The 23,381-nt window shown below is 61.5% G+C and carries 15 protein-coding genes and 1 riboswitch; of the genes, 14 read left to right on the top strand and 1 reads right to left on the bottom strand.

Annotated features, from left to right (window positions below):
- Nucleotides 1-2: 2 nt before the first annotated feature.
- Nucleotides 3-359 (top strand): hypothetical protein, encoded by a 357-nt coding sequence (locus tag I6L37_RS01735; protein WP_216993123.1) that lies wholly within the window; start codon nt 3-5, stop codon nt 357-359.
- Here I6L37_RS01735 and I6L37_RS01730 read toward each other — a convergent pair.
- A complete protein-coding gene (locus tag I6L37_RS01730; RefSeq protein ID WP_032495448.1) occupies nt 314-1,735 on the bottom strand; it encodes an IS66-like element ISKpn15 family transposase in 1,422 nt (473 codons plus the stop codon). The two genes, I6L37_RS01735 and I6L37_RS01730, sit on opposite strands and share 46 nt — an antisense overlap.
- On the opposite strand from I6L37_RS01730, the gene I6L37_RS01725 reads away from it, so the two are divergent.
- From I6L37_RS01725 to I6L37_RS01665, 13 genes are all read left to right on the top strand, one after another.
- Entirely contained in the window at nt 1,719-3,788 is a 2,070-nt protein-coding gene (locus I6L37_RS01725; RefSeq protein ID WP_216993122.1) for a glycosyl transferase family protein, read from the top strand. The two genes, I6L37_RS01730 and I6L37_RS01725, sit on opposite strands and share 17 nt — an antisense overlap.
- Nucleotides 3,788-6,748 (top strand): tetratricopeptide repeat protein, encoded by a 2,961-nt coding sequence (locus I6L37_RS01720; RefSeq protein ID WP_216993121.1) that lies wholly within the window; start codon nt 3,788-3,790, stop codon nt 6,746-6,748. Before I6L37_RS01725 ends, I6L37_RS01720 begins: the two co-directional genes overlap by 1 nt.
- Complete coding sequence (locus I6L37_RS01715) at nt 6,748-7,653, top strand: DUF4434 domain-containing protein (protein WP_216993120.1); 906 nt, start codon at nt 6,748-6,750, stop codon at nt 7,651-7,653. Before I6L37_RS01720 ends, I6L37_RS01715 begins: the two co-directional genes overlap by 1 nt.
- Nucleotides 7,654-8,418: 765 nt before the next feature.
- Nucleotides 8,419-10,803, top strand: a complete 2,385-nt coding sequence (gene pgaA, locus I6L37_RS01710) for a poly-beta-1,6 N-acetyl-D-glucosamine export porin PgaA (protein WP_254203535.1) — start codon at nt 8,419-8,421, stop codon at nt 10,801-10,803.
- Entirely contained in the window at nt 10,803-12,761 is a 1,959-nt protein-coding gene (gene pgaB, locus I6L37_RS01705; protein WP_254203534.1) for a poly-beta-1,6-N-acetyl-D-glucosamine N-deacetylase PgaB, read from the top strand. The genes pgaA (I6L37_RS01710) and pgaB (I6L37_RS01705) overlap by 1 nt, the downstream gene beginning before the upstream one ends.
- On the top strand, nt 12,758-14,008 hold the full coding sequence (gene pgaC, locus I6L37_RS01700) for a poly-beta-1,6-N-acetyl-D-glucosamine synthase (protein WP_216993118.1): 1,251 nt from the start codon (nt 12,758-12,760) through the stop codon (nt 14,006-14,008). Before pgaB (I6L37_RS01705) ends, pgaC (I6L37_RS01700) begins: the two co-directional genes overlap by 4 nt.
- Entirely contained in the window at nt 13,995-14,309 is a 315-nt protein-coding gene (locus I6L37_RS01695) for a hypothetical protein (protein WP_026458228.1), read from the top strand. Before pgaC (I6L37_RS01700) ends, I6L37_RS01695 begins: the two co-directional genes overlap by 14 nt.
- 351 nt (nt 14,310-14,660) lie before the next feature.
- Nucleotides 14,661-14,739: riboswitch (cyclic di-GMP riboswitch) on the top strand.
- A 158-nt stretch (nt 14,740-14,897) separates the two neighbouring features.
- Nucleotides 14,898-17,282, top strand: a complete 2,385-nt coding sequence (gene pgaA / locus I6L37_RS01690; RefSeq protein ID WP_216993117.1) for a poly-beta-1,6 N-acetyl-D-glucosamine export porin PgaA — start codon at nt 14,898-14,900, stop codon at nt 17,280-17,282.
- Complete coding sequence (pgaB, locus tag I6L37_RS01685; RefSeq protein WP_216993116.1) at nt 17,282-19,285, top strand: poly-beta-1,6-N-acetyl-D-glucosamine N-deacetylase PgaB; 2,004 nt, start codon at nt 17,282-17,284, stop codon at nt 19,283-19,285. Before pgaA (I6L37_RS01690) ends, pgaB (I6L37_RS01685) begins: the two co-directional genes overlap by 1 nt.
- A complete protein-coding gene (gene pgaC / locus I6L37_RS01680; protein WP_216993115.1) occupies nt 19,278-20,528 on the top strand; it encodes a poly-beta-1,6-N-acetyl-D-glucosamine synthase in 1,251 nt (416 codons plus the stop codon). The genes pgaB (I6L37_RS01685) and pgaC (I6L37_RS01680) overlap by 8 nt, the downstream gene beginning before the upstream one ends.
- Complete coding sequence (locus I6L37_RS01675; protein ID WP_042070490.1) at nt 20,515-20,829, top strand: hypothetical protein; 315 nt, start codon at nt 20,515-20,517, stop codon at nt 20,827-20,829. The genes pgaC (I6L37_RS01680) and I6L37_RS01675 overlap by 14 nt, the downstream gene beginning before the upstream one ends.
- A gap of 461 nt (nt 20,830-21,290) precedes the next feature.
- On the top strand, nt 21,291-21,953 hold the full coding sequence (locus I6L37_RS01670) for a hypothetical protein (protein WP_216993114.1): 663 nt from the start codon (nt 21,291-21,293) through the stop codon (nt 21,951-21,953).
- 21 nt (nt 21,954-21,974) lie between these two features.
- Nucleotides 21,975-23,318: a zinc-dependent metalloprotease gene (locus I6L37_RS01665; protein ID WP_216993113.1), complete on the top strand. Its 1,344-nt coding sequence runs from the start codon at nt 21,975-21,977 to the stop codon at nt 23,316-23,318.
- Nucleotides 23,319-23,381: the final 63 nt, after the last annotated feature.

Here is a 23,381-nt window from a genome sequence, read left to right as displayed (position 1 = left end):
CGATGCCGGAATATTGGTTGGTGGATGGCTTTGCCACCTATCTCTATGGTCTGAAGCTGATCGCCATCGTGGTGGCGATCGCCATGCTGGTGAGCGGGATCGATGATCTCTTCATCGATATCGTCTACTGGCTGCGAAATGCCTGGCGGCGCCTGACCGTTTATCGCCAGCATGATCGCCTGAATTATCAGGCATTGTACGAGCGGGAAGAGCAGCCTCTTGCCATCATGGTGCCAGCCTGGCACGAAACGGGCGTCATCGGCCAGATGGCCGAGCTGGCGGCGACCCGTTTCGATTATGAGAACGTATCTATTCACCAGGACGGGGTTGACGGCATCAGTTCTGCCGGGATGGGATAATCTGTCTTCTCGATGCACGCCCTGACCACGGCCCTCAACCACTCCTGTGGGCAGCGGCCCAATCGCTTGCCGGTCTCCACCAACGACAGGATGCGCTGGCGAAACAGCTCGCCCCGGTGAGACCACACGCCGTAGCTACCCTTGCGCCAGAGCACATAGCCACGCAGCGCCCGCTCCGCCTCGTTGTTGGTCAGCGCTATTTCGTCGTCAGTCATAAACCGCCACAGCATCTCGTCATCCCGCAGCAGCAACTGGCATCGTCCACGGTAGCGTTTGCTGCACAACAGGGCGCCGCGCTCCAACTGGCTTCGCCAGCTTTGCCGGTAACGCGCGAGCCTGCGCAGGTATTTCTGCTTGCTCAACGCACCGCTTTCCCAACGGTGCCGGGTACGAAACACCGCATCCGCCAGCAAGACCAACCGGGCACCGATGGGCTGGTTGCACTGCTCGCTACTCTCGGCGATGGCCACGAGATTGCGGGCCACGTGGGCCCAGCACAGTTGCCGCTGGTCGGCGTCGATAAACCGGTAGCCGGCGTACTGGTCGGTCACCAGCACCCCGTCAAACTCGGCGCCCAGCAGCCGCTTGGCCGCCTCCTGACCACGGCCATAGGCCGTCATGAAGCAGACGGCTATCTTGCTCAGCGCCAGCCACATCCAGCGGCGCTCTCCACCCCGCTGATGCCGGGTCTCATCGGCATGAACGTGGGTGGCCGTCTGCACCTGCTGCTTGATGGCCTGGTAGGTCGGGGTGAGCATGGCACTCACCCGCCCCTGCGCCTCACTGATGGCGCCCCGGCTAAAACTCAGGCCGAAATGCTGTTTGAGCTGCTGCTGTATCTGGCTGACGCTCTGGTGAAACTGGCCGCTTTGCAGCGCGATGTAGCTGAGCAGATTGGCCCCCATCTGGCTGCTGCTGACGTTGTCTGGCAGTGCGGCCTGGGTCGTGCCGATACACCGTGAGCAGGTCGCACGATACAGTTGGTGTTCGGTGACGAGATAGCTCACCTCGGGCAGCTCGAACACCTGATGAACCTGATAGGGTTTGGCATGGGCCACCATGTCCCCGCCACAGCAAGCGCAATCGGCGGCAGGGTAATGCGGGACCAGGGTCAGGCGGGCATCAAGCGGATGCCGCTCGCGGCGATGTCCCTTGTGACCGGGCTGCGCCCCCCGTTGCTTGCCGGACGCCGGACGCTTGCGGGCCGGCGGCGGTGCACCGGGGCCGTCGCTGGAAGGCGGCTTGGAGGAGTTGCCGCTGTGCTGATTGAGGCGGTCCTCCAGCTCGGCGATGCGGTCGAGGAGCTTATAAATCAGCTCGTTGGCCTGCTCCAGAGTGGTGGGCATTCCCGCGGAATGCATGGTGTTTTTGCTCATGGGGGGAGCGTATCTAAGGAGCAGGATCAAGCAAGCAGGAAAGTGGGATCAAGAGACGATCGTCTCATTTTTCCTGTGTCAATACTGTTCCGGTGAATACTTACATGAGAACTATCAGATCTTCGTCGGCACCTATCCCAATGATCCCGATACCCAGAAGGATGTGGACGAGGTCTGTGCCCGCTTCCCCAATGTGCACAAGGTGGTGTGTGCCCGTCCCGGGCCGACCAGCAAGGCGGATTGCCTCAACAATGTGCTGGATGCCATCTTCCAGTTCGAGCGCAAGGCCAATCTCTCCTTTGTCGGTTTCATCCTGCATGATGCCGAAGATGTCATCTCGGACATGGAGCTGAGGCTGTTCAACTATCTGGTGGGTCGCAAGGATCTGATCCAGATCCCCGTCTATCCCTTCGAGCGCAGCTGGTACAACTTCACCAGCCTGCACTACCTGGACGAATTTGCCGAACTGCACAGCAAGGATGTTCCGGTGCGCGAGGCGGTGTCCGGCCAGGTGCCGAGCGCCGGAGTCGGCACCTGTTTCAGCCGTCGCGCCGTCATCGCGCTCCTGGAAGACGGGGACGGTATCGCTTTCGATGTGCAGAGTCTGACGGAAGACTACGACATAGGTTTCCGGCTCAAGGAGAAGGGAATGGAAGAGATCTTCGTTCGCTTCCCCGTTATCCGTGAAGCCAGAAGTACTCCGAATCAACGTTGGCGGTTTGGCATGTATGAGCGGGATACCAATGTCATCTGCGTGCGGGAGTATTTTCCCGATACCTTCCAGACGGCGGTTCGCCAGAAGTCGCGCTGGATCATCGGCATCGTCTATCAAGGCTTCAAGACACACAAATGGAGTAGCAACTGGAAGCTGAACTACTTCCTGTGGCGGGATCGCAAGGGGGCCCTGACCAACTTCCTCAGCTTCACCGCCAGCCTAATTCTGCTGCAACTGCTGGCACTCGTGCTCTACCAGTGGCTGGCTCCGGATCCCTATTACTTTCTCTCCATCTTCGAGGGGGATGCCTGGCTGGTCACCCTGCTCTGGATCAATTTGTTCCTGATGATTAATCGCATGTTGCAACGGCTGATCTTCGTGACCCGCTACTACGGCATGGTGCAGGGGCTGATGTCCATTCCGCGCCTGTTCTGGGGCAACATCATCAACTTCATGGCCAACTGGCGGGCGCTCTCGCAGATCATTGCCCAGGGGGATCCGCGCCGGGTTGCCTGGGACAAGACGACCCATGATTTTCCCAGTCTGGGAGAAGAAAACCGGGCCCGGCGACCGCTTGGCCAGATATTGATAGATCAGGGGGTGTTGACCAGAGAGCAGCTGGATCAGGTGTTGCTGGACAGACAGCCCGGTCTGCGCCTGGGCAGCAACCTGGTACAGCAGGGGCTGATCACCAGGGAGCAGCTGGCTGCCGGCGTGGCCGAGCAGAGCGGGGTGAGCTGGGAGCATATCGATGCCTATGGCCTGGAGCGGGAGACGTTGCACAGAGTGCCGCCCAACGTCGCCATGCATTATGGCGTGCTGCCGCTGCGCATCGAAGACGGAGTGTTGGTGCTGGCATGTGAAACTTACCTTGACCCCGTTTCTCTTGGCGCCCTTTCTCGCAAACTCCGTTCGCCCGTCACCTATGTGATTGCCTGCAAGGGAGAGGTCTCAGTGGGGCTTCGCCACTGGTACGCCCGTGGCCAGGAGGGCGATCCCCGGGCATTGCTGCAACGCGCACTGACCGATGGCCAGATTGCTGAAGCGCAATCTACTTCTATCTGGAACAAATATCTGGCCAGCCAGGTGATGCTGCCCGAACTCTTGGTCACCCTTGGTCACATAGACGAAGCCGCCCTGCGTTCCCTGCTGTTGCGGCACGAGCGAAGTGAAAAGACGCTCGCCAGCTTTCTGGTTGAGCAGGAAGTGATCAGTGAACAGGTACTGGCCCAGGCTCTGGTGCTGCAAGGCACTTATCAATTGAATCTGCATGACTTGCTGCGGGAGGCCGGGGCGAATGGAACCTGGTTGGCACGGCAGCAGGAGGAGGCGATCTGATGCGTCCCGAATTATTGCTCCTGTCCGGTTTGCTATTCGGTCAGGGAGTCATGGCGGCCCAGCACGACTATGAATTGGGGCCCGGAGTGAGCAGCTACCAACGCTTCGTGCTCTATCCCCATCTGCAGAAGGGATTTTCGGCCATGGAACGGGGGCATCGTGATCGTGCCATCGCCGAGTTCGAGCAGGCCCGCAAGCTGCAACCTGAAAACCCCGTCATCGCGCTCTATCTGGCGCGTGCCTATGAACATTTTGGTCAGGACAAGCAGGCTGCGGCGCTGGTCAACCAGCAGTTGGCCATCACGCCCGTTGATGTCGGGCTGCTCGCTTTCTCCGAGGGGCTGCAGCGCAAGGATCCGCTGGATCCAGCCTGCAACCTGCTTGAATGCAAGGTTGCCCGGGCCGAGCGTGATCTGCTGGATACGGATCTGCAGGGGCTGGCCACCGCGCTGGACGATCCCGAGCTGGCGGCCACTCCCCAGGGATTGAGCCTGCGTCATGACTTGCTGCAACGATCGCTGGGTGAACGTAACTGGACGCTGGCGGCCGGGCAGTTTGCCTGGTTCGATAAGGCTGGCAAATTGAACCGGGGGGAGTTGAAGCAGTGGCTGAACATGTCGCTGGCACAAGGCGATGTGGCACAAGCGGTTGCGCTGCGCAGCCGTCTGCCGAGCCAGGATGGCGAGCTGGATCTGGCCATCGCACTGGCGCTGGGCAAGGAGCAAGGGGGGGCGGCCTTGAAGCGTTATCAGCAGGCGCATGCCCCGCATTTTGCCAAGGCCGCCCAGGAGCGAGAGTGGCTGCAACTGGCCGCCAGTAACGGCACTCTGAAGGGCGACGAGGCACTGCAATTTGCCGAAAACCAGGGCTTCTATGCCGGCTTGATGGTGCCCGTGCTGCGCCGGGAGGGGCGCTGGGCGCAGCTGGATCGTCTGTTGGCCAGCACTCCCGCATACAACAGCGCCGAGCTGGCATTCGAATCGGCCCTGCATCAGCGCCAATGGGACAAGCTGGCCAGAGATGGTCGCCGGTTGATCCAAGGCTCCCGGCAGCCCATGGTGCAGCTGGAACTGGTCAGTTACCGGCTGCAACAGGTCGGCTTGCTGGCGGCGAGCCGTGATCTGCTCATCGATTACTGGCCCTATCAGGGGGCAAGCCTGGCGGGGCGCGAGACTCTGATCCGGCGTCTGACCCTGTTGCAAGGGGAAACCGGAGCAGGCGCCTTGCCCGAGCGCCTGTCCGAGCCGCTCCCCGAACCTGGGCTGCGCAGTCTGCAGGCCAGTCTGCTGGCACAGTCGGGGCAGTGTGAGGGAGTGATACGTGTGCTGGGGGATCTCTCGGCTCGTTATGATGCCGACAGCTGGCGGGCGCTTGGCGGCTGCTATCGCCAGCACAAGCCGGGTCTGGCCGAATATGCCTTCTCCCGCGCCGCCAGTTTCGGGCTGCCCGGCGATGTGCGCCAGTTTGCCTATCAGGCGTATGAAAACCGCCATTATGATGCGGCGCTCAAGGCCTGGCAGCAGGTCACGCTGGCCCCTGAGCAGCAAGAGCAGATGGCGGCGATACGCTCTGCCCTGGATGCAGGAGACCTGGTTCAGGCTCGGCGGTGGCTGGAGCAATACCTGCAATCCGGGTTGCCTCAGGATGCTGAATATTGGCGCGCTCTGGCCAGAACCCAGCAGGATGGACCCGCCATTGCCAGCCTGGAGCGGGCCATTGCCCTGGCGCCGCAGGCAGCCGACTATGCACAGTTGGCGCAGCATCATCAGGCGCTCGGACAGACGGCACAGGCGAGCATGGCTCTGTACAGAGCAAACCACCTTGAGCCGGATAATCGGGAATACCAGCTCGCCTACGGTTATGCCCTGCTGAACAATGGCGAGAAGCAGGCGGCCAGCGACTGGCTGGAATCCATCTATCGGACAGGGGATACCGAGCTGGCCGAGCAGCTGGTTTATATCAATCAGTCTCTGGCACACAACCAGAAGGCGCGTGAGTACGCCACCAAGGCTATCGATGGTGAGCAACCGGCGCAGTTGCGTTACGACCTGCGACGGTTGCATGAAGATCTGGGGCGGCGCTGGACCTACAGTTTCGATGCCTGGACAGGGACTGGCCAGGGCACGGTGAGTGGCATCGGGGGCAACTCGGTTGCCCAGAGCTATGCCCAGGCCGAGGTGGAGTACCGTTTGGGAGAAGAGCCCATCCGCGATGGCAAGACCCTCTCCCTCTATGGCCGTCTCTATGGCAGCAGCCAGGGCAAGCGGATCTATCACCCCAATGAAGGATTGCCCGAAGACGGCACCTATGTGGAGAAGACCGGCAGCAACCCGCTTGATTTCCGGGATCCCACCCTGGGGGTAGGGCTGCGCTGGAAACCATTCAGAAGCCAGACGATCTTCTTCGCGGCCGAAGAGCTGCTTCCGCTCAACAGCAGTCAGGGCGGTGAGCACGACACCCTGATCCGGGCCAGCGCCTCCTTCCTGAACGATGGCAAGTACAGTGATGAGTGGCAGGTCGGCGAGAGCGGCTGGTGGGCCCAGAACCTCTATCTGGATGCGGCCCGTTACCTGCGTTCACAGCAGACCAGCCTGGTCGCGGATTACCGGCTCAGCTACCACCACAAGATCCGGCGGGGCGACACGCTGGAGCCCTATGCCCATGTGCAGGGGCGTCAGTACTGGAACGACAAGAGCCCGGACCGTGATTACTACAACGATAAAGGCACGCTGGAGCAATTCAGCGCCGGCTCCGACGATTACAGCCTGCTGATGGGAGGGGTAGGGATACGCTGGAATCACTGGTTCGGCGAGACCCGCTACGACGCCTGGCCCCACAAACTGAGTCTGGGTGTTGAATATCAGCGTCGGTTGAAGAGTGATCCCGTCATCAGGGAGATCAAGTCGGGCAGAGAGTATGACAAAGACACCCTGATGATGACCATGGGAGTGAGATGGTAATGAGACATTGGATCAAGGGGTTGGCCCTCATTCTGTTGGGGATTGTGCTGCCTGCCCATGGGGGTCAGGTGGGGCAGGTGAGTCAGGGGATCTTCTATCAGCCCCAGTTGCGGGACGCCGCCCTCGGCGAAGCGCGCTGGGACGAGATAGTGGCACAGGTGAAACGGGAGGGATTCGATACGCTCGTCGTGCAGTGGACCCGCTACGGTGATGCCTTTGCAAAACCGGAGGAGAGCGATTGGCTGGCGGCCCGGCTCCAGCGAGCCCGGTCGGCTGGCCTGAGGCTGGTTATGGGGCTCTACGCCGATCCTGCGTTTTTTCAACGTCAGGATCAAAGCGCCGGTTCTCTCGCTCGCTATCTCGACCAGCAGGAGCGTCATAACCTCCGCCTGGCGAAAGAGTGGCGCAAACGCCTGGGTGAGGGGAGTATTGCAGGCTGGTATCTGCCGGCCGAGCTGGACGATCTCAACTGGCGTGAACCGCAGCGGCAAGCGCTGCTGGCCAGCCATCTGGCCAGTTCGGTCAACTCCTTGCGCGAACTGGCCCCCGTCCCCGTCTATGCCAGTACCTTCTTCACCGGCAAGATGAGTCCGCAAGCCTATCAGGCGTTCCTGAGCCGTCTGGCAGGGGCGGGAGTGAGCCTCGTGGTACAGGATGGGAGTGGCACAGGTGTCTTGAGCCAGCCCGAACGGGAACTGTATCTGAGCGCCCTGGCCCCTTGTGCAGGTCGGGTGTCTGGCCTGATCCATGAACTGTTCGTGCAGCAAGCCGGCGGCACCACCTTCCGTGCCGAGCCCCTTGACGAGGCCCAACAAAGAGCCCTCTGGGCGGCACCTGTCCGGTGTGGCAGCCTGCGCTGGTTTTTCTCGCTACGCTATCTGCCCGGTCTGTCCGATATGCGTTGAGGCGAGAGCCGTTTTGACAGACAGAAGCCGTGTGGTTGACGCTGCCTCTGTCTGTCAAGTTGGGCTCTGACGTCCTGAGAGGAGCGGGCGCCGCCCGGCGGAACTGGCACATGGAAAGATGAGCGATGGTCGGGAGAGGCTGTTTCATCTCTTGAACCTGGGGGGCATGGCGACCATACGATGCTTGTGCCTGCGTTTACTGCCCTGTTTGGCACCCAATATTGCTGGTGAAAATGGAAGGTTGGCCAGCGAGGCAAGGGATAATTATTACGCGCATTGTCAGTTGCGACAGATTGTGTCGCAGTGTTGATTTTGACCCGCTTTCTGCCATCGGAGAAAACGATCGATTTGGTGAGTGTGATGATAAAAGGGGAATGAGCCCCAAAACCCTTATAATTGGCACATCAATTGCCTCCTCCAATTCTATTTTCCCTCCTGAATTCTGTGGTTTTGCATGTCTCCACGACTCGTCGATGAGCATAAATTCGTTACACCCCCGGATTGACTAAATTCTCTACAGAATCAAAATTGTCGTCCTCGCCACTCCCGATGTGAATCGGGTTCGGAAAGTTACAGGTCTCCTCCCGGAGATGGCTGGGCCGCACATAGGAAAGGTGCCGGTCTTGCTGCCCACCTTTCACCCTCAAATCAGCACACAGGTCAGGAAGCCATCTTGCCCATCGGGCAGGAGCGGACGCGTGTGTATATCCGTGTGGGAGTTCAAGGACGATACGACCCGCGTTTGTTATGGGTGGTATGTTGCGAATGAATCGCATCTTTTGGTTACTGGTGCTGCTGCCGTCGTTGGCATGGGCCGGTGGGGTGGACAACGCCCGCGAAGCCTGGGTCATCAAGGCCAGGGCGGGGGAGCTTGAGGCTGCCATAGCGGGGCTGGATGCCCTTTATCGACAGACAAATGATGGCAAGGTGCTCGACGATCTGATCGCGGTGCAGCTTTGGCATGGCGATCGCAAGGGGGCGCTGGCTGCCTGCACACCTTGCGAGTTCAGTCCCATTTCGAACAAGACGCTGGAAGAGGTGGCTCGCGCCGCCCGGGACGAGAAGCGTTATCCGGAAGCCATCAGCTACTACCGTGTCCTGCAGGGGCGCGTCCCCGCCAATCCCAACGGCTGGCTCGGGCTGTTTCTCACCGCCAGCGATCAGGGCAACCAGACGTTGGCCCGTCAGGCGGCCAGCGAGTACGAACAGCGCTTCGGCCGTGATCGCGCCATTCTCGATGCCCGTCTCTACGCGGCCCGTCAGCGGGAAGATGCCATGGGCGAACTGCTGGTGCATCAGCAGTGGTTGGAACTTGAGCCGGATAATGCCGAGCAGGTGCTGGCGCTCTATCGGGTGGCGGTCGGGCTGGGGGCCGGGCCTGCGGCCGGCGAATTGATGGCCCGTTATCCCTCGCTGTTCAAGCCGGTCGACAGGCTCTGGCTCGATTACTATCAGGCCGTCAACCTGCTGCGGATGTCGTCCAAGATCGAGGATCCCGCCCAGGTTCGTACCTCTCTGACCCAGGTCCTGGCGCTGCAAGACAAGATCCTGGCACGCGCTCCCCGCGAGCATGTGCTCTACCTCAGCACCCGGCGGGATCGGGTGGTGACCCTGGTTGCCCTCGGCGAGTTTGCCCGGGCAGAAAAGGAGTCCGCCACTTTGCAGGCAGAAGGGCCATTGCCGGATTATCTGCTCGAAGCGCGCGCCGATGCCCTGGCCGGGCTGGGGCGGGCGACGGAGGCATCTGCGCTTTATGACCGGCTGGCCACTCCCGAACGGGCCAGAGACAAGACATTGCTGGAGAAGCGTTTCTACGCCTATTCGGATGCGGAACGTTACGAGGCCGCCCAGGCGCTGCTGGCGGGCTGGCAGGAACCGGCGACCCGCTGGGATTTTACCGGCAACCAGCGCATGGCCAACGATGACTACGAGAAGCTGCTGCAACTGCGAACCCTGCTGCAGGCCTGGCGTGGTCAGGCCGGGGAGGCGGAGGCAGAGCTGGAATCCTGGTTGAAAACCGCACCGGCCAACCCCTGGCTCTGGTTGCAACTGGGGGATATCCGGCGCTGGCGCAGTCATCCTGACGGGGCCGAACAGGCCTACAGGGAGGCGATGCGCTGGTTGCCCACCGGACGCACTGTGCAGGCCGAGCCGGGTCGCCTCAATGCCCGGCTCGATCGGGGGGAGTGGCAGCAGACGCCACAAGCGGTGCGAGCCCTTGGCAACCTGACCCGGGATCGTCAGGAGCTGCAACAACGGCTGGCTCTGGAGCAGGCCCCCATGCTCACGACCGAGCTGACCCATGGCCGCAATGAAGGAGGCTCGGTGCAGGCCAGCCGCGACTGGCGTTATGACAGCCGTCTCTATAGTGGCCGCAGTGATGGTGGTGATCGTATGTTTGTTCGTCGTCAGGGCAGTTTTGGCGACTATGAGGAGCAAGGGGAGAGAGCCGCCTACACCGGGGTCGGGGCCGAACTCTCCTTCTATCCGCTGCTGCTGACCCTGGAAGGGGGCACGGGCAGCGAGCTCAACCACAAGGGCTACCTGTGGAGCCGTCTCGACTGGCGGCTGGACGATCAGTGGCAACTGGGGGCCGCCGTCAATCTCAACAGTGCCGACACCCCGCTGCGAGCCCTGGCGCGGGGCCACTACGCCGATCAATACCTGCTGGATCTTGGCTGGCGCCAGGACGAAACCCGTGAGGGCGGCCTGCGTCTCGAACGGATGGACATCGACGATGGCAACCGGCGGCTCACTGCCTCCGGCTGGCTGCGTCAGGATCTCTGGCGCCGGGATCGCTGGTGGTTTGACAGTACCCTGCGGGCCGCCACCTCCCGCAACGAGGAGGTGGACGCGGACTACTTCAACCCCTTGAGCGATCGCAATCTGGAGCTGGAACTGGCGGCGCGCTACCGCTTGCCGCTGGATGGCCGTCGCTCCCTGCTGCAAAGCCTCACCATGAGCGGCAATCACTACTGGCAGGAGGGCTATGGCAGCGATCAGGGCTGGCAGCTCAGCTATCGCCATGATTGGGTGCTCAGTCCTGCGCTGAGCCTTGGCTATGGTCTGGGCCGTCGTCAGGCCGTCTACGACGGCAACCGCGAGTATGGGAATTTTGTCTTCGCCAATCTGCAATGGAGTTTCATGTGATGAGACGCTGGCTTGCTCCTTTTTTTCTGTTGTTGACCCTGCTGCCCGGTCTCACCCAAGCGGCCCGCAAACCGGATGATTACGTGGTGCTCTGCTATCACGACATCGTCGATCTCAAGCTGACCCCCAACCTCAAGCTCTATCCCCAGACGATCCGGCGCGACACCCTGATCCGCCACTTCAACTGGATCAAGCAGCAGGGCTACCATCCGGTCAGCTTCCAGCAGGTGCTGGACGCCAGGGCGGGCAAGGCGCCGCTGCCGGACAAGGCGATCCTGCTCAGCTTCGACGATGGCTATGAGAGCTTCTACCGTCTGGTTTACCCCCTGCTCAAGCTTTACAACTATCCGGCCGTTTTTGCGCTGGTGGGCAGCTGGCTGGAGGTGGCGGATGACCAGATGGTCTCTTATGGCAACGACAAACTGCCCCGCAGCTATTTCGTCAACTGGCCGCAGATCCGCGAGATGCAGGCCTCCGGGCTGGTGGAGATCGCCTCCCACACCTTCGCTTCCCATTACGGGCTGCTGGCCAACCCGCAAGGCAACGTGCAACCGGCGGTGACCACTGCGGGCTGGAGCCAGGCCGGTTACGAGTCCATGGCCGATTACCGGGCGCGGGTGAAGGCCGACTTCGACGCATCGGCTCGCCAGTTGAAGCAGCAGACGGGGCAGGCGCCGCGCATCATGGTCTGGCCCTATGGCGCCTTCAACGAGACGACGCTGGATCTGGCCCGGGAGGCGGGCATGCCCTACACCTTCACCCTGGCCGAAGGACTCAACAAGGTGAACGACACGGGCAGCACCGTGCGTCGCTATCTGCTGGATGAGGACACCAGCCTCGAGACCCTGGACGAGATCATGGGAGGCAACACCTGGGAGCGGCAGGTGGAGCGGCTGGTACACGTGGATCTGGATTATGTCTATGACCCGGATCCCCGCCAGATGAACAAGAACATCGACATGTTGCTGGACAGGATCAAGGGCTACGGCATCACCACCGTCTATCTGCAGGCCTATGCCGATGACAACGGTGATGGGGTGGCGGAGGCGCTCTACTTCCCCAATCGCCATATGCCGGTCAAGGCGGATCTGTTCAACCGGGTGGCCTGGCAGCTCAAGACCCGGGCCGGGGTCAAGGTGTATGCCTGGATGCCGGTGATGGCCTACGACATGGGGCCGAACCATACCTATGTGGCCGACAGCCGCACCGGTAAACCCGCCCAGGGGCAGTATCTGCGCCTCTCTCCCTGGGATCCGGCCAGCCGTCGGATCCTGCTGGATATCTACGAGGATCTCGGTTTCTACACCAAGTTCGATGGCCTGCTGTTCCACGATGACGCCTTCCTCAGCGACTACGAAGGCCCCTTCCCCCTGGAGCGCACCCCAGAGGCACTGCAGGCACAGGGAGAGCGCAAGACCGACCTGCTGATCGATTTCACCATGGAGCTGCGTGATGCCGCCGCCCGTTACCGTCAGGGGGGCGCGGATGGCCTCAAGACTGCCCGCAACATCTACGCGACCCTGGTGACCGAGCCCGAGTCCCAGCAGTGGTTTGCCCAGAGCATGGCCGCGTTTGCCAAGGCCTACGACTATACCGCCGTGATGGCCATGCCCTACATGGAGCAGGCGAAAAATCCGGACGAGTGGCTGGCCAGACTGGCGGAGGATTCACTGGCCCAGGTGCCGGCCGAGCGCCTGGTATTCGAGCTGCAGAGTCGCAACTGGCGCACCGAACAGCCCATACCCGACGCCGAACTGGCGCGCTGGATGCAGATCATCCAAAGCAAGGGAGTGAACAACTTCGGTTACTACCCGGATGATTTTCACAACAACCAGCCGGATCCCGCCGTGCTAAGGCCCGTCTTTTCGGTACAGACACAGCCACAACCTGAATTGCAGGGGGGCGCACAAGGCGGCTCAATCCGCCAGGGGGCAGCGACCACGGAGGTGACACGGTGAGTGATCTGCTGACGGGCATCGCCATGTTCACCCTGGCCTATCCGAGCGTGATGGCGCTGGTGTGGATCTGTGGCGGTCTCTACTACTACTTCCAGTGGGAGCGGCGGGATATCGCCCTGGCCAGGGAGGGGCTCGAGTTGCCCCGTTATCCCAAGGTGACCCTGATGGTGCCCTGCTACAACGAGGGGGCCAATGTGGAGGAGACCATAGGTCACCTGCTGCGCCAGCGTTATCCCGACTTCGAGGTGCTGGCCATCAATGACGGCAGCAAGGATGACACTGGCGAACGGCTGGATCGGCTGGCCAGGCAAGATGAGCGCCTCACAGTGCTGCATCAGCCCAACCAGGGCAAGGCCATGGCCCTCAACAACGGATTGGCACTGGCCAAAGGGGAAATACTGATCGGCATCGATGGCGATGCGGTGCTCGACCATGAAGCTGCTCGCTGGATGGTGAAGCATTTTCTCGACAGTCCCAAGGTCGGCGCCGTCACCGGCAACCCCAGGGTGCGCACCCGCTCCACCATCATCGGCAAGATCCAGACCGGGGAGTTCAGCTCCATCATAGGCCTCATCAAGCGAGCCCAGCGCATCTATGGCACCGTCTTCACCGTCTCCGGCGTGGTGGTGGCGTTTCGCAAGTCGGCGGTGGAGGCAGTCGGCGGCTGGAGCACCGACATGGTGACCGAGGATATCGACATCAGCTGGAAGCTGCAGCTCGCGGGCTGGCTCATCCACTACCAGCCCCAGGCGCTGTGCTGGGTGCTGATGCCCGAAACGGTGCGGGGTCTCTACAAGCAGCGGTTGCGCTGGGCCCAGGGCGGAGCCGAGGTGTTTCTGCGTTATGGCCTGCAGGCGCTGCGTTGGCGCAATCGCCGTTTCTGGCTGCTGTTGCTGGAGTATCTCTCCAGCGTCGCCTGGTGTTACAGCATGCTGATGCTGGCGGTGAGCTGGCTGCTCAACCCCGAGCTGGAGGGGTTGGCAAGGGGGCACCTGTTCCAGTGGACAGGTGTGATGATGACCGGCATCTGCCTGCTGCAGTTCTCCGTCAGCATCTTCATCGACAGCCACTACGACAAGAGCATGGCCCGCAGCTTCATCTGGTGTGTCTGGTATCCCCTGATCTACTGGCTGCTCAATCTGGTGACTGTGATCGTCGCCGTGCCCAAGGCCATTTTGCGCCGTCGTGGTCAGTTGGCGGTCTGGGAAAGCCCCGACAGAGGAGAGTCGTTCCGTGACAAAGCATAAGCTGGCGCAGGAGATGATCATCCGCAATGGCACCCGGCGTAGCTGGCGTTACCGCGTGCGGGATATGTTGATCCTGCTGGTGACCTGGAGTGGCTGGCTGTTTCTGGTGCTGCAGCCCTGGTTCAGCTACCTGGAAACGGGGGCAGAGGGAAACTTCATCGGCTCGCTCGATATGGTGGAGGTAGGGCAGCTGTTTCTGGCGCTGCTGTTCGGCATCTTCCTGCTGATCCACTCCTGGGCCAAATACAACAAGTTGTTGTACCGCCTGATGCGAAAGCGGGCGGCGCAGCAGGACAAGTAAGCGAGAGGGGCCATGGGCCCCTCCGCCATTTTTGAGATTCATCTATGGCGGGTTCAAGGCCTTTTCACTGAATTATTGTTGTCGCCTTGCTACTGACCTGTGTTGCCTGGCCGCAACCACTGCCGGTTAAAAACGTCCTTGGGGTATTGGCGAGATATCGCCTTGCAATGGGACGACGCTGTTTCCTCTTCATGCCCCATTTCGCTGCTTATTATCACTCGAATTAATCACTCAAGATAAAGTGCGGCATAGCCGAGAATTAGTGGTCTTTTATTATGCCTGTAAGGGCAAAAGATAGCTTGTTGATACATTTATTATTATTGTTGATTAATAATTGTGCTTTGGCACAATGAATTTCATAGCCACTCCCGATGTGAGTCGGGTTCGGAAAGCCACAGATCTCCGTTTGCGAGATAGCTGGGCCGCACAAGGAAAGGTGTCTGCGTCATGGCCACCCTGATTACCCTCGAAGTTACTACAGAGGTGAGTCAGCCACTCTGCTCACCAGGCAGTATCGGTCACATCTGTCTATCTGCTTGAACGCTCAAGAGCGATGCTGCCCTCGTTTGTCATGGGGGAGTGTGTCGAATGAATAGTTATTTCTGGTTGTTGGCCCTGTGCCCTCTGCTGGCCTGTGCCAATGAAGTGGATCGCCAGCGGGAGGCCTGGGTACTCGAGGCCCGGGCTGGGGATCTCGAGTCTGCAGCAAAGGGACTCGATGCCCTCTACCGCCAATCCGGTGATCGCAAGGTACTCGACGATCTGATCGCGGTGCAGCTCTGGCGCGGGGATCGCAAGGGGGCGCTGGCTGCCTGTGCCCCCTGTGATTTCAAGCCCATCGCCAACAGCACTCTGGAAGGGGTGGCCCGCGCCGCCCGGGACGAGGGGCGCTATTTTGAAGCCATCAGCTATTACCGCATCCTGCAAAGGCGCGATCCCGTCAATCCCGACGGCTGGCTCGGGCTGCTTCTGACCGCCAGCGATCAGGGCAATCACGAGTTGGCTCGCCAGGTGGCCGATCAATATGAAGCCCGTTTTGGTCGCGATCGCGCCATTCTCGACGCCCGCATCTATGCGGCCCGCCAGCAGGATGACGCCATGGGAGAGTTGCTGGCCCGTCAGCAATGGCTCGAGCTGGAGCCCGACAATCCCGATCAGGTGCTGGCGCTCTATCGGGTGGCGGTCAGTCTGGGCGCCGGTCCGGCGGCGGCTGATCTGATGGTGCGTCATCCCGCCCTGTTCAAACCGGTGGACAGGCTCTGGCTCGACTATTACCAGGCCACCAATTTGCTGCGTCATTCGACCCAGGGAGGGGATCCCGCCCAGATCCGCCGATCTCTCACGCAAGCCCTGCGACTACAGGAGGGGCTGGTTGTCCGCGCCCCCCCTGATCATGTGCTCCACATCAGCGCCCGGCGGGATCGGGTGGTGACCCTGGTTGCCCTCGGCGAGTTTGAACGGGCAGAGCGGGAGTCCGCCATCCTGCAAGGTGAAGGGCCGCTCCCCGACTATGTGCAGGAGGCGCGCGCCGATGCCCTGGCCGGGCTGGGGAGAACGGCTGAGGCCTCGGCTCTCTATGAACGTCTTGCCACTCCCGCGCGGGGGAAAGACAGAGAGTTGCTGGAGAAGCGTTTCTACACCTACACGGATGCAGAGCACTACGATGCCGCCCAGGCGTTGCTGGACGGCTGGCAGGAGCCTCCGACCCGCTGGGATTTCACCGGTAACCAGCGCATGGCCAACGATGACTACGAGAAGCTGCTGCAACTGCAAACCCTGCTGCAGGCCTGGCGGGGTCAGGCCGAAGAGGCGGAGGCAGAGCTGGAATCCTGGCTGAAAACCGCACCGGCCAATCCCTGGCTCTGGTTGCAGATGGGGGATATCCGGCGCTGGCGCGGTCATCCTGACGGAGCCGAGCAGGCCTACAGAGAGGCGATACGCTGGTTGCCGCCGATGCAGCAGGTTCAGGCCGCGCCGGGACGCCTCCATGCCCGGCTCGACCGGGGGGAGTGGCAGCAGACGCCACAAGCGGTGCGAGCCCTTGGCAACCTGACCCGGGATCGCCGGGAGCTGCAACAACGGCTGGCTCTGGAGCAGGCCCCCATGCTCACGACCGAGCTGACCCACGGTCGCAACGAAGGAGGCTCGGTACAGGCGAGCCGGGAGTGGTATTACGAGGCCAGGGTATACAGCAGGCGCAGCGATGCAGGTCATCGCTTGTTTGCACACCATCAGGGCAGTTTTGGCGACTATGAGGAGCAAGGGGAGAGAGCCGCCTACAGCGGGATCGGGGCCGAGATCTCCTTCTATCCGCTGCTGCTGACCCTGGAAGGGGGGGCGGGCAGCGAGCTCAACCACAAGGGCTACCTGTGGAGCCGTCTCGACTGGCGGCTGGACGATCAGTGGCAACTGGGGGCCGCCGTCAATCTCAACAGTGCCGACACCCCGCTGCGAGCCCTGGCGCGGGGCCACTACGCCGATCAATACCTGCTGGATCTTGGCTGGCGCCGGGACGAAACCCGTGAGGGCGGCCTGCGTCTCGAGCGCATGGACATAGACGATGGCAACCGGCGGCTCACTGCCTCCGGCTGGCTGCGCCAGGATCTCTGGCGCCGGGATCGCTGGTGGTTTGACGGTACCCTGCGGGCCGCCACCTCCCGCAACGAGGAGGTGGACGCGGACTACTTCAACCCCTTGAGCGATCGCAATCTGGAGCTGGAACTGGCGGCGCGCTACCGCTTGCCGCTGGATGGTCGTCGCTCCCTGCTGCAGAGCCTCACCATGAGCGGCAATCACTACTGGCAGGAGGGCTATGGCAGCGATCAGGGCTGGCAGCTCAGCTATCGCCATGACTGGGTGCTCAGTCCTGCGCTGAGCCTTGGCTATGGTCTGGGGCGGCGCATGGCCATTTACGACGGGCATCCCGAGTCGGGCAATTTCGTCTTCGCCCATCTGCAATGGAGCTTCATGTGATGAGACGCAAGCTTGCTCACCTTATCCTTATCTTCTGCTGGCTGGTGTCGTCGTTTGCAGGTGCCGCTCGCCAACCCGACGACTACGTGGTGCTCTGCTATCACGATATCGTCGATCTCAAGCTGACCCCCAACCTCAAGCTTTACCCCCAGACGATCCGGCGCGACACCCTGATCCGTCACTTCAACTGGATCCGGCTGCATGGCTATCAGCCGGTCAGCTTCCAGCAGGTGCTGGACGCCAGGGCGGGCAAGGCGCCGCTGCCGGACAAGGCGATCCTGCTCAGCTTCGACGATGGCTACGAGAGTTTCTACCGGCTGGTTTATCCCCTGCTCAAGCTCTACCGCTATCCGGCCGTGCTGGCGCTGGTGGGCAGTTGGCTGGAGGTGAACGAGGGAGAGATGGTCTCCTACGGCAACGACAAACTGCCTCGCAGCTATTTCGTCAACTGGCCGCAGATCCGCGAGATGCAGGCCTCCGGGCTGGTGGAGATCGCCTCCCACACCTTCGCTTCCCATTACGGGCTGCTGGCCAACCCGCAAGGCAACGTACAACCGGCGGTGACCACGGCGGGCTGGAGCCAGGCAGGTTACGAGTCCATGGCCGCTTACCGGGCGCGGGTGAAGGCCGACTTCGACGCATCGGCTCGCCAGTTGAAGCAGCAGACGGGGCAGGCGCCGCGCATCATGGTCTGGCCCTATGGCGCCTTCAACGAGACGGCGCTGGCGCTGGCCCGGGAGGCGGGTATGCCCTTTGCTTTTACCCTGACGGAGGGGATCAACCGGCTGGATGAGTCGGGCAGTACAGTGCGCCGCTATCTGCTGGATGAGGACACCAGCCTCGAGACCCTGGACGAGATCCTGGGAGGCAATACCTGGGAGTCACCGGTTGAGCGGCTGGTGCACGTGGATCTGGATTATGTCTATGACCCGGATCCCCGGCAGATGAGCAGCAACATCGATTTGCTGCTGGACAGGATCAAGGGGTACGGCATCACTACCGTCTATCTGCAGGCCTATGCCGATGACAACGGGGATGGGGTGGCGGAGGCGCTCTACTTCCCCAACCGCCATATGCCGGTCAGGGCGGATCTGTTCAATCGGGTCGCCTGGCAGCTCAAGACCCGGGCCGGAGTCAGGGTGTATGCCTGGATGCCGGTGATGGCCTACGACATGGGGCCGAACCATGCCTATGTGACCGACAGCCGCACCGGTAAACCCGCCAAGGGGCAGTATCTGCGCCTCTCACCCTGGGATCCGGCCAGCCGCCGGATCCTGCTGGATATCTACGAGGATCTCGGCTTCTACACCAAGTTCGACGGCCTGCTGTTCCACGATGATGCCTTCCTCAGTGATTACGAAGGCCCCTTCCCCCTGGAGCGTACGCCGGCTGCCTTGCAGGCACAGGGAGAGCGCAAGACCGACCTGCTGATCGATTTCACCATGGAGCTGCGTGATGCCGCCGCCCGTTACCGTCAGGGGGGCGCGGATGGCCTCAAGACCGCCCGCAACATCTACGCGACCCTGGTGACCGAGCCCGAGTCCCAGCAGTGGTTTGCCCAGAGCATGGCCGCGTTTGCCAAGGCCTACGACTATACCGCCGTGATGGCCATGCCCTACATGGAGCAGGCGAAAAATCCGGACGAGTGGCTGGCCAGACTGGCGGAGGATTCACTGGCTCGGGTGCCGGCCGAGCGCCTGGTATTCGAGCTGCAGAGCCGCAACTGGCGCACCGAGCAGCCCATACCCGACGCCGAACTGGCGCGCTGGATGCAGATCATCCAAAGCAAGGGGGTGAACAACTTCGGCTACTACCCGGATGATTTTCACAACAACCAGCCGGATCCGGCGGTGCTCAGACCGGTCTTTTCGGTGCAGACCCGACCCCGGCCAATGCTCTTGCCGCAGGTATCTGCCGCTGCGAAGGGGGGCGCTGATGCGTCCATAGAGAGCGCCGGCCAGCCTGCGGTATCAGGCAATCGACGGGAGGTGAAGGATGAATGAACTACTTCACGGTATTGCCATGTTCACCCTGGCCTATCCGAGCGTGATGGCCATGGTGTGGATCTGCGGCGGCCTCTACTACTACGTCCAGTGGGAGCGGCGGGACATAGCGCAGGCCAAAGCCGGTCTGGTGCTGCCCCGTTATCCCAGGGTGACCCTGATGGTGCCCTGTTACAACGAGGGGGACAACGTGGAGGAGACCATCAGTCACCTGCTGCGTCAGCGTTATCCCGATTTCGAGGTGCTGGCCATCAATGACGGCAGCAAGGATGACACCGGCGAACGGCTGGATCGGCTGGCGGCGCAGGACCGCAGGATCACAGTGCTGCACCAGCCCAACCAGGGCAAGGCCATGGCCCTCAACAACGGATTGGCGCTGGCCAGGGGGGAGATCCTGGTGGGGATCGATGGCGATGCGGTGCTCGACTATGACGCCGTGGCCTGGATGGTGAAAAACTTTATCGAGAGTCCCCGGGTGGGCGCCGTGACGGGTAATCCCAGGGTGCGCACCCGCTCCACCATCATCGGCAAGATCCAGACCGGGGAATTCAGCGCCATCATAGGCCTCATCAAGCGGGCCCAGCGCATCTACGGCCGGGTCTTTACCGTTTCCGGCGTGGTGTCAGCGTTTCGCAAATCAGCGGTGGAGGAGGTGGGCGGCTGGAGCACCGACATGGTGACCGAGGATATCGACATCAGCTGGCGGTTGCAGCTGGCGGGCTGGCGCATCCACTACCAGCCCCAGGCGCTGTGCTGGGTGCTGATGCCCGAAACCCTGGGCGGACTCTACAAACAGCGGCTGCGCTGGGCCCAGGGCGGGGCCGAGGTATTTCTGCGCTATGGTCTGCAGGCACTGCACTGGCGCAATCATCGTTTCTGGGTGCTGCTGCTGGACTATCTGTTCAGTGTCTTCTGGTGCTACAGCATGCTGTTCCTGTCGCTCATCTGGGTTATTGAACCGGATCTGAGCGGCCTGACCAACGGGCACCTGTTCGAGTGGACCGGCGTGGTGATGACGGTCATGTGCCTGCTGCAGTTCTCCGTCAGCATCTTCATCGACAGCCACTATGACAAGACCATGATCCGCAGCTTTCTATGGTGTGTCTGGTATCCCCTGATCTACTGGCTGCTCAATCTGGTGACAGTGGTCGTCGCCGTGCCCAAGGCCATCCTGCGCCGCCGTGGTCGACTGGCGGTCTGGGAAAGTCCCGACAGAGGAGAGTCGTTCCGTGACAGAACCTAAGCTTGCCAAGAAGATGATCATCGAGAATGGTTCGCGGCGCAGCTGGCAGTATCGGCTGCGTGACCTGCTGATCCTGCTGGTGACCTGGGGAGGATGGCTGTTTCTGGTGTTGCAGCCCTGGTTCAACTACCTGGAGACGGGGGGAAGGGGAGACTTCATCGGTTCGCTCGATATGGTGGAAGCAGGGCAGCTGTTTCTGGCTCTGTTGATAGGTATCTTCCTGCTGATCCACTCCTGGGCCAGGTACAACAAGTATTTGTATCGGCTGGTAAGAAAGCGCAAGGCGCGCAAGAAGAAGTGACAGGGGGGCCATGGGCCCCTCCGCCGTTTCTGGTGGCCGTACAGAGCCATCCATAAAAGTTGCCGGTGCCGGGATCTCCCGTGGGTGTGACCAGAGAAAATGCCAGTCCGCCGCCCGGCGCATTCACGTTGATAAACCAGAGGGTCATCAGAGGCTGATGGCGTCTTTGCCTGATCTGCAGACGCAGATTGTCGCGAGCGAGGCGCTGATGGTGGTTCCCGGCACCCGATTGCAACCCGCTTACTCTCCTGTCCTGGTCAGTGCCGCGAGGGGATCTCCTTCCTTTAAAAAGCTCCTCTTGGCCCCTGTTTCTTTGTCATCTCGCTCAGTGTTGTGGCGACACCCCATCTAGGTAGGGTTTCAAAAGACTATTGCCATCCCTTGTGGTTCATGTTTAGTATCCCAGCTCTAAATTTTTTAAGTCATTGTTTTATAAGGTTGTTTTTGACATGTATATCAGTATGAACCGAAAGAGATGGGTTGGCGTGCTGGTTGTGTGTGCTCTGTTGGCGGGGTTGGCCTGGTGGGTCAGGGGATCGCAATCCAAAGAGACAAACGACACTGTTGCCATCGGTGTGGATGCAGAAACCGCCATGGAGCCTCTGGTATTGGCCGAACCCGTGGCTTCGGCTGCCTTGCCGGTACCGGAGCTCAAACCCATGCCGGTGGCAGAGAAGCCCGGTCGGCTCGGCGCGCAGGGGGGCTATGAACTGGATGAGCCCTGGCAGGCCGCCGAGGTAGATGCCGACTTCCCGTTGGCGGAGCCGGGCGAGGGGGTTGAGCTGCTTCAACCCATCGCCCTGCAGGGTGACGAGCTGGGACGGGCCCAGATCGGTGACAGCGTGACTCTGTCGCTGCCCGATGGCAGCACTCTGAAGGCCAGGGTGACCAAGGTGCAGCTGCAACGGGGCGGTGAGCGCAACTGGCAGGGCGAAGTGCAGATCGACGGTGGCCGCTATCCGGTCAATTTCACCGTCGGCAAGCAGGCCACCTTCGGGTTTATCGGCACGCCGCAAGGCAGTTATTCCGTCGAGACCCTGGGGGGCAAAGGGTGGGTTTACAAGAACCCGCCACTGGATCGGGGTCATGGTGACAATGACGGCCTGATCCCGACACATCAATAACAACAGAAAAAGGAAAATCACATGCAAAGAACCACATTGGGAATCGTGGTCGCAGGCTTGTTGGGTGCTACACCGGCAGTGGCCAATACCATCGATCTGATGGTGCTGCACACCCCCGGGCTGGCCGCCCGCTATCAGGGGGATGCCCAGACCCGGATCCAGCACATGGTGAACGTCACCAACCAGATCTACGCTGCCAGCGGCCTGGATCTGACGGTGCGCGCCGTGCACAGCGTCGAGGTGGACTATCCGGATGGGGGCACCGACAACGCGGCGCTCAATGCCGTGACCAAACAGACCCACAAGGCGTTCAAGGAGGTGCCGACCCTGCGCACCCGCTATGGCGCCGACATGGTGGCGCTGTTGCGTCCCAACACCGGTAATCACGGTAGTTGCGGTCTGGCCTGGGTCGGCGGTTCGGCGACCTATGCCGACGGTCGCAAGGCCTACGCCGACGGGGATCTCTCCAAGGAAGCGGGCAAGATGTTCAGCCATGTCACCGCCACCGGTTGCGGGGATGTAGTGCTGGCCCACGAGCTGGGCCACAACATGGGGCTCAACCACTCCCGTCTGCAGGATGGCACGGGCGGCACCTATCACTATGCGCTGGGCCACGGGGTAACAGGATCGTTCGTCACCGTGATGGCCTATCCCTCCAGCTTCGGGGTCTTCAGCCACGAGTACAAGTTCTCCAGCCCCGACCTGGTCTGCAAGGGCCAGCCCTGTGGCGTGGATCACCTTGATGCGGCCAATGGCGCCGACGCGGTGCGTGCCCTGAAGGTCACTACGCCGCAGATTGCCGCCTTCTATCCCACTATGGTGACGGAGGAAGTGCCGGATCTGGGCGAGCTGGAGCGCACCCTCGAGCAGCGTCGTCAGGAGCTGGAGACGGCACGGACCCACTACAGTGAGCAGCTGGCGGCCCAGACCGCCCTGAAGGAGCGGCAGGAGACGCTGCTGGCCAACTTCGAGCGTTACCAGCGCGAGCAGGCGGATCTCAACCAGCGCAGCAACAAGGCGATCAAGGAGAGCAACCGGCTGGTGCAGCAGTACAACAGCTACAACGGCCGTTACAGCCTCGCCGAGTACCAGAAGATCCGCGTCATCCAGAACGACCTGCTGGCGCAGATCAACCAGCTGCGCAGCGAGAGCAACGAGCTGATCCGCCAGTACAACGGGATCAGCCAGCGCTATAACGACGAGGTGAAGGAGTACAACGGCAGTTGGGATCGTTACAACCAGCTGATTGCGGCGGTAAAGAGTGCCGATGGCAAGGTGGAGGAAGCCCGCCGCGAGGTGGAGCTGGCCGAGCACAGATACCAGTTGGCACTGCTGCGCCAGCCGGCCGAGGTGCTGCCAGCCTGACAAGGCCTACCCGGGCTTGCCGGCCCGGGCGTGGTGATTGACACCGGGAGATCGAACCGCCCC

Origin of the sequence: Aeromonas sp. FDAARGOS 1407, from assembly GCF_019048725.1 — a bacterium.
Classification (GTDB): Bacteria; Pseudomonadota; Gammaproteobacteria; order Enterobacterales; family Aeromonadaceae; genus Aeromonas; species Aeromonas enteropelogenes.
Note: the sequence above shows the minus strand (reverse complement) of the source record. Positions and strands in the feature narration are given on the sequence as shown.

Bases quoted from the DNA above. Each gene is read 5' to 3' on its own strand.
- I6L37_RS01735 (WP_216993123.1), top strand. From the start codon at position 3: ATGCCGGAATATTGGTTGGTGGATGGCTTTGCCACCTATCTCTATGGT.
- I6L37_RS01725 (WP_216993122.1), top strand. From the start codon at position 1,719: ATGGTGTTTTTGCTCATGGGGGGAGCGTATCTAAGGAGCAGGATCAAG.
- I6L37_RS01730 (WP_032495448.1), bottom strand. From the start codon at position 1,735: ATGAGCAAAAACACCATGCATTCCGCGGGAATGCCCACCACTCTGGAG.
- I6L37_RS01720 (WP_216993121.1), top strand. From the start codon at position 3,788: ATGCGTCCCGAATTATTGCTCCTGTCCGGTTTGCTATTCGGTCAGGGA.
- I6L37_RS01715 (WP_216993120.1), top strand. From the start codon at position 6,748: ATGAGACATTGGATCAAGGGGTTGGCCCTCATTCTGTTGGGGATTGTG.
- pgaA (WP_254203535.1), top strand. From the start codon at position 8,419: ATGAATCGCATCTTTTGGTTACTGGTGCTGCTGCCGTCGTTGGCATGG.
- pgaB (WP_254203534.1), top strand. From the start codon at position 10,803: ATGAGACGCTGGCTTGCTCCTTTTTTTCTGTTGTTGACCCTGCTGCCC.
- pgaA (WP_216993117.1), top strand. From the start codon at position 14,898: ATGAATAGTTATTTCTGGTTGTTGGCCCTGTGCCCTCTGCTGGCCTGT.
- pgaB (WP_216993116.1), top strand. From the start codon at position 17,282: ATGAGACGCAAGCTTGCTCACCTTATCCTTATCTTCTGCTGGCTGGTG.
- pgaC (WP_216993115.1), top strand. From the start codon at position 19,278: ATGAATGAACTACTTCACGGTATTGCCATGTTCACCCTGGCCTATCCG.
- I6L37_RS01670 (WP_216993114.1), top strand. From the start codon at position 21,291: ATGAACCGAAAGAGATGGGTTGGCGTGCTGGTTGTGTGTGCTCTGTTG.
- I6L37_RS01665 (WP_216993113.1), top strand. From the start codon at position 21,975: ATGCAAAGAACCACATTGGGAATCGTGGTCGCAGGCTTGTTGGGTGCT.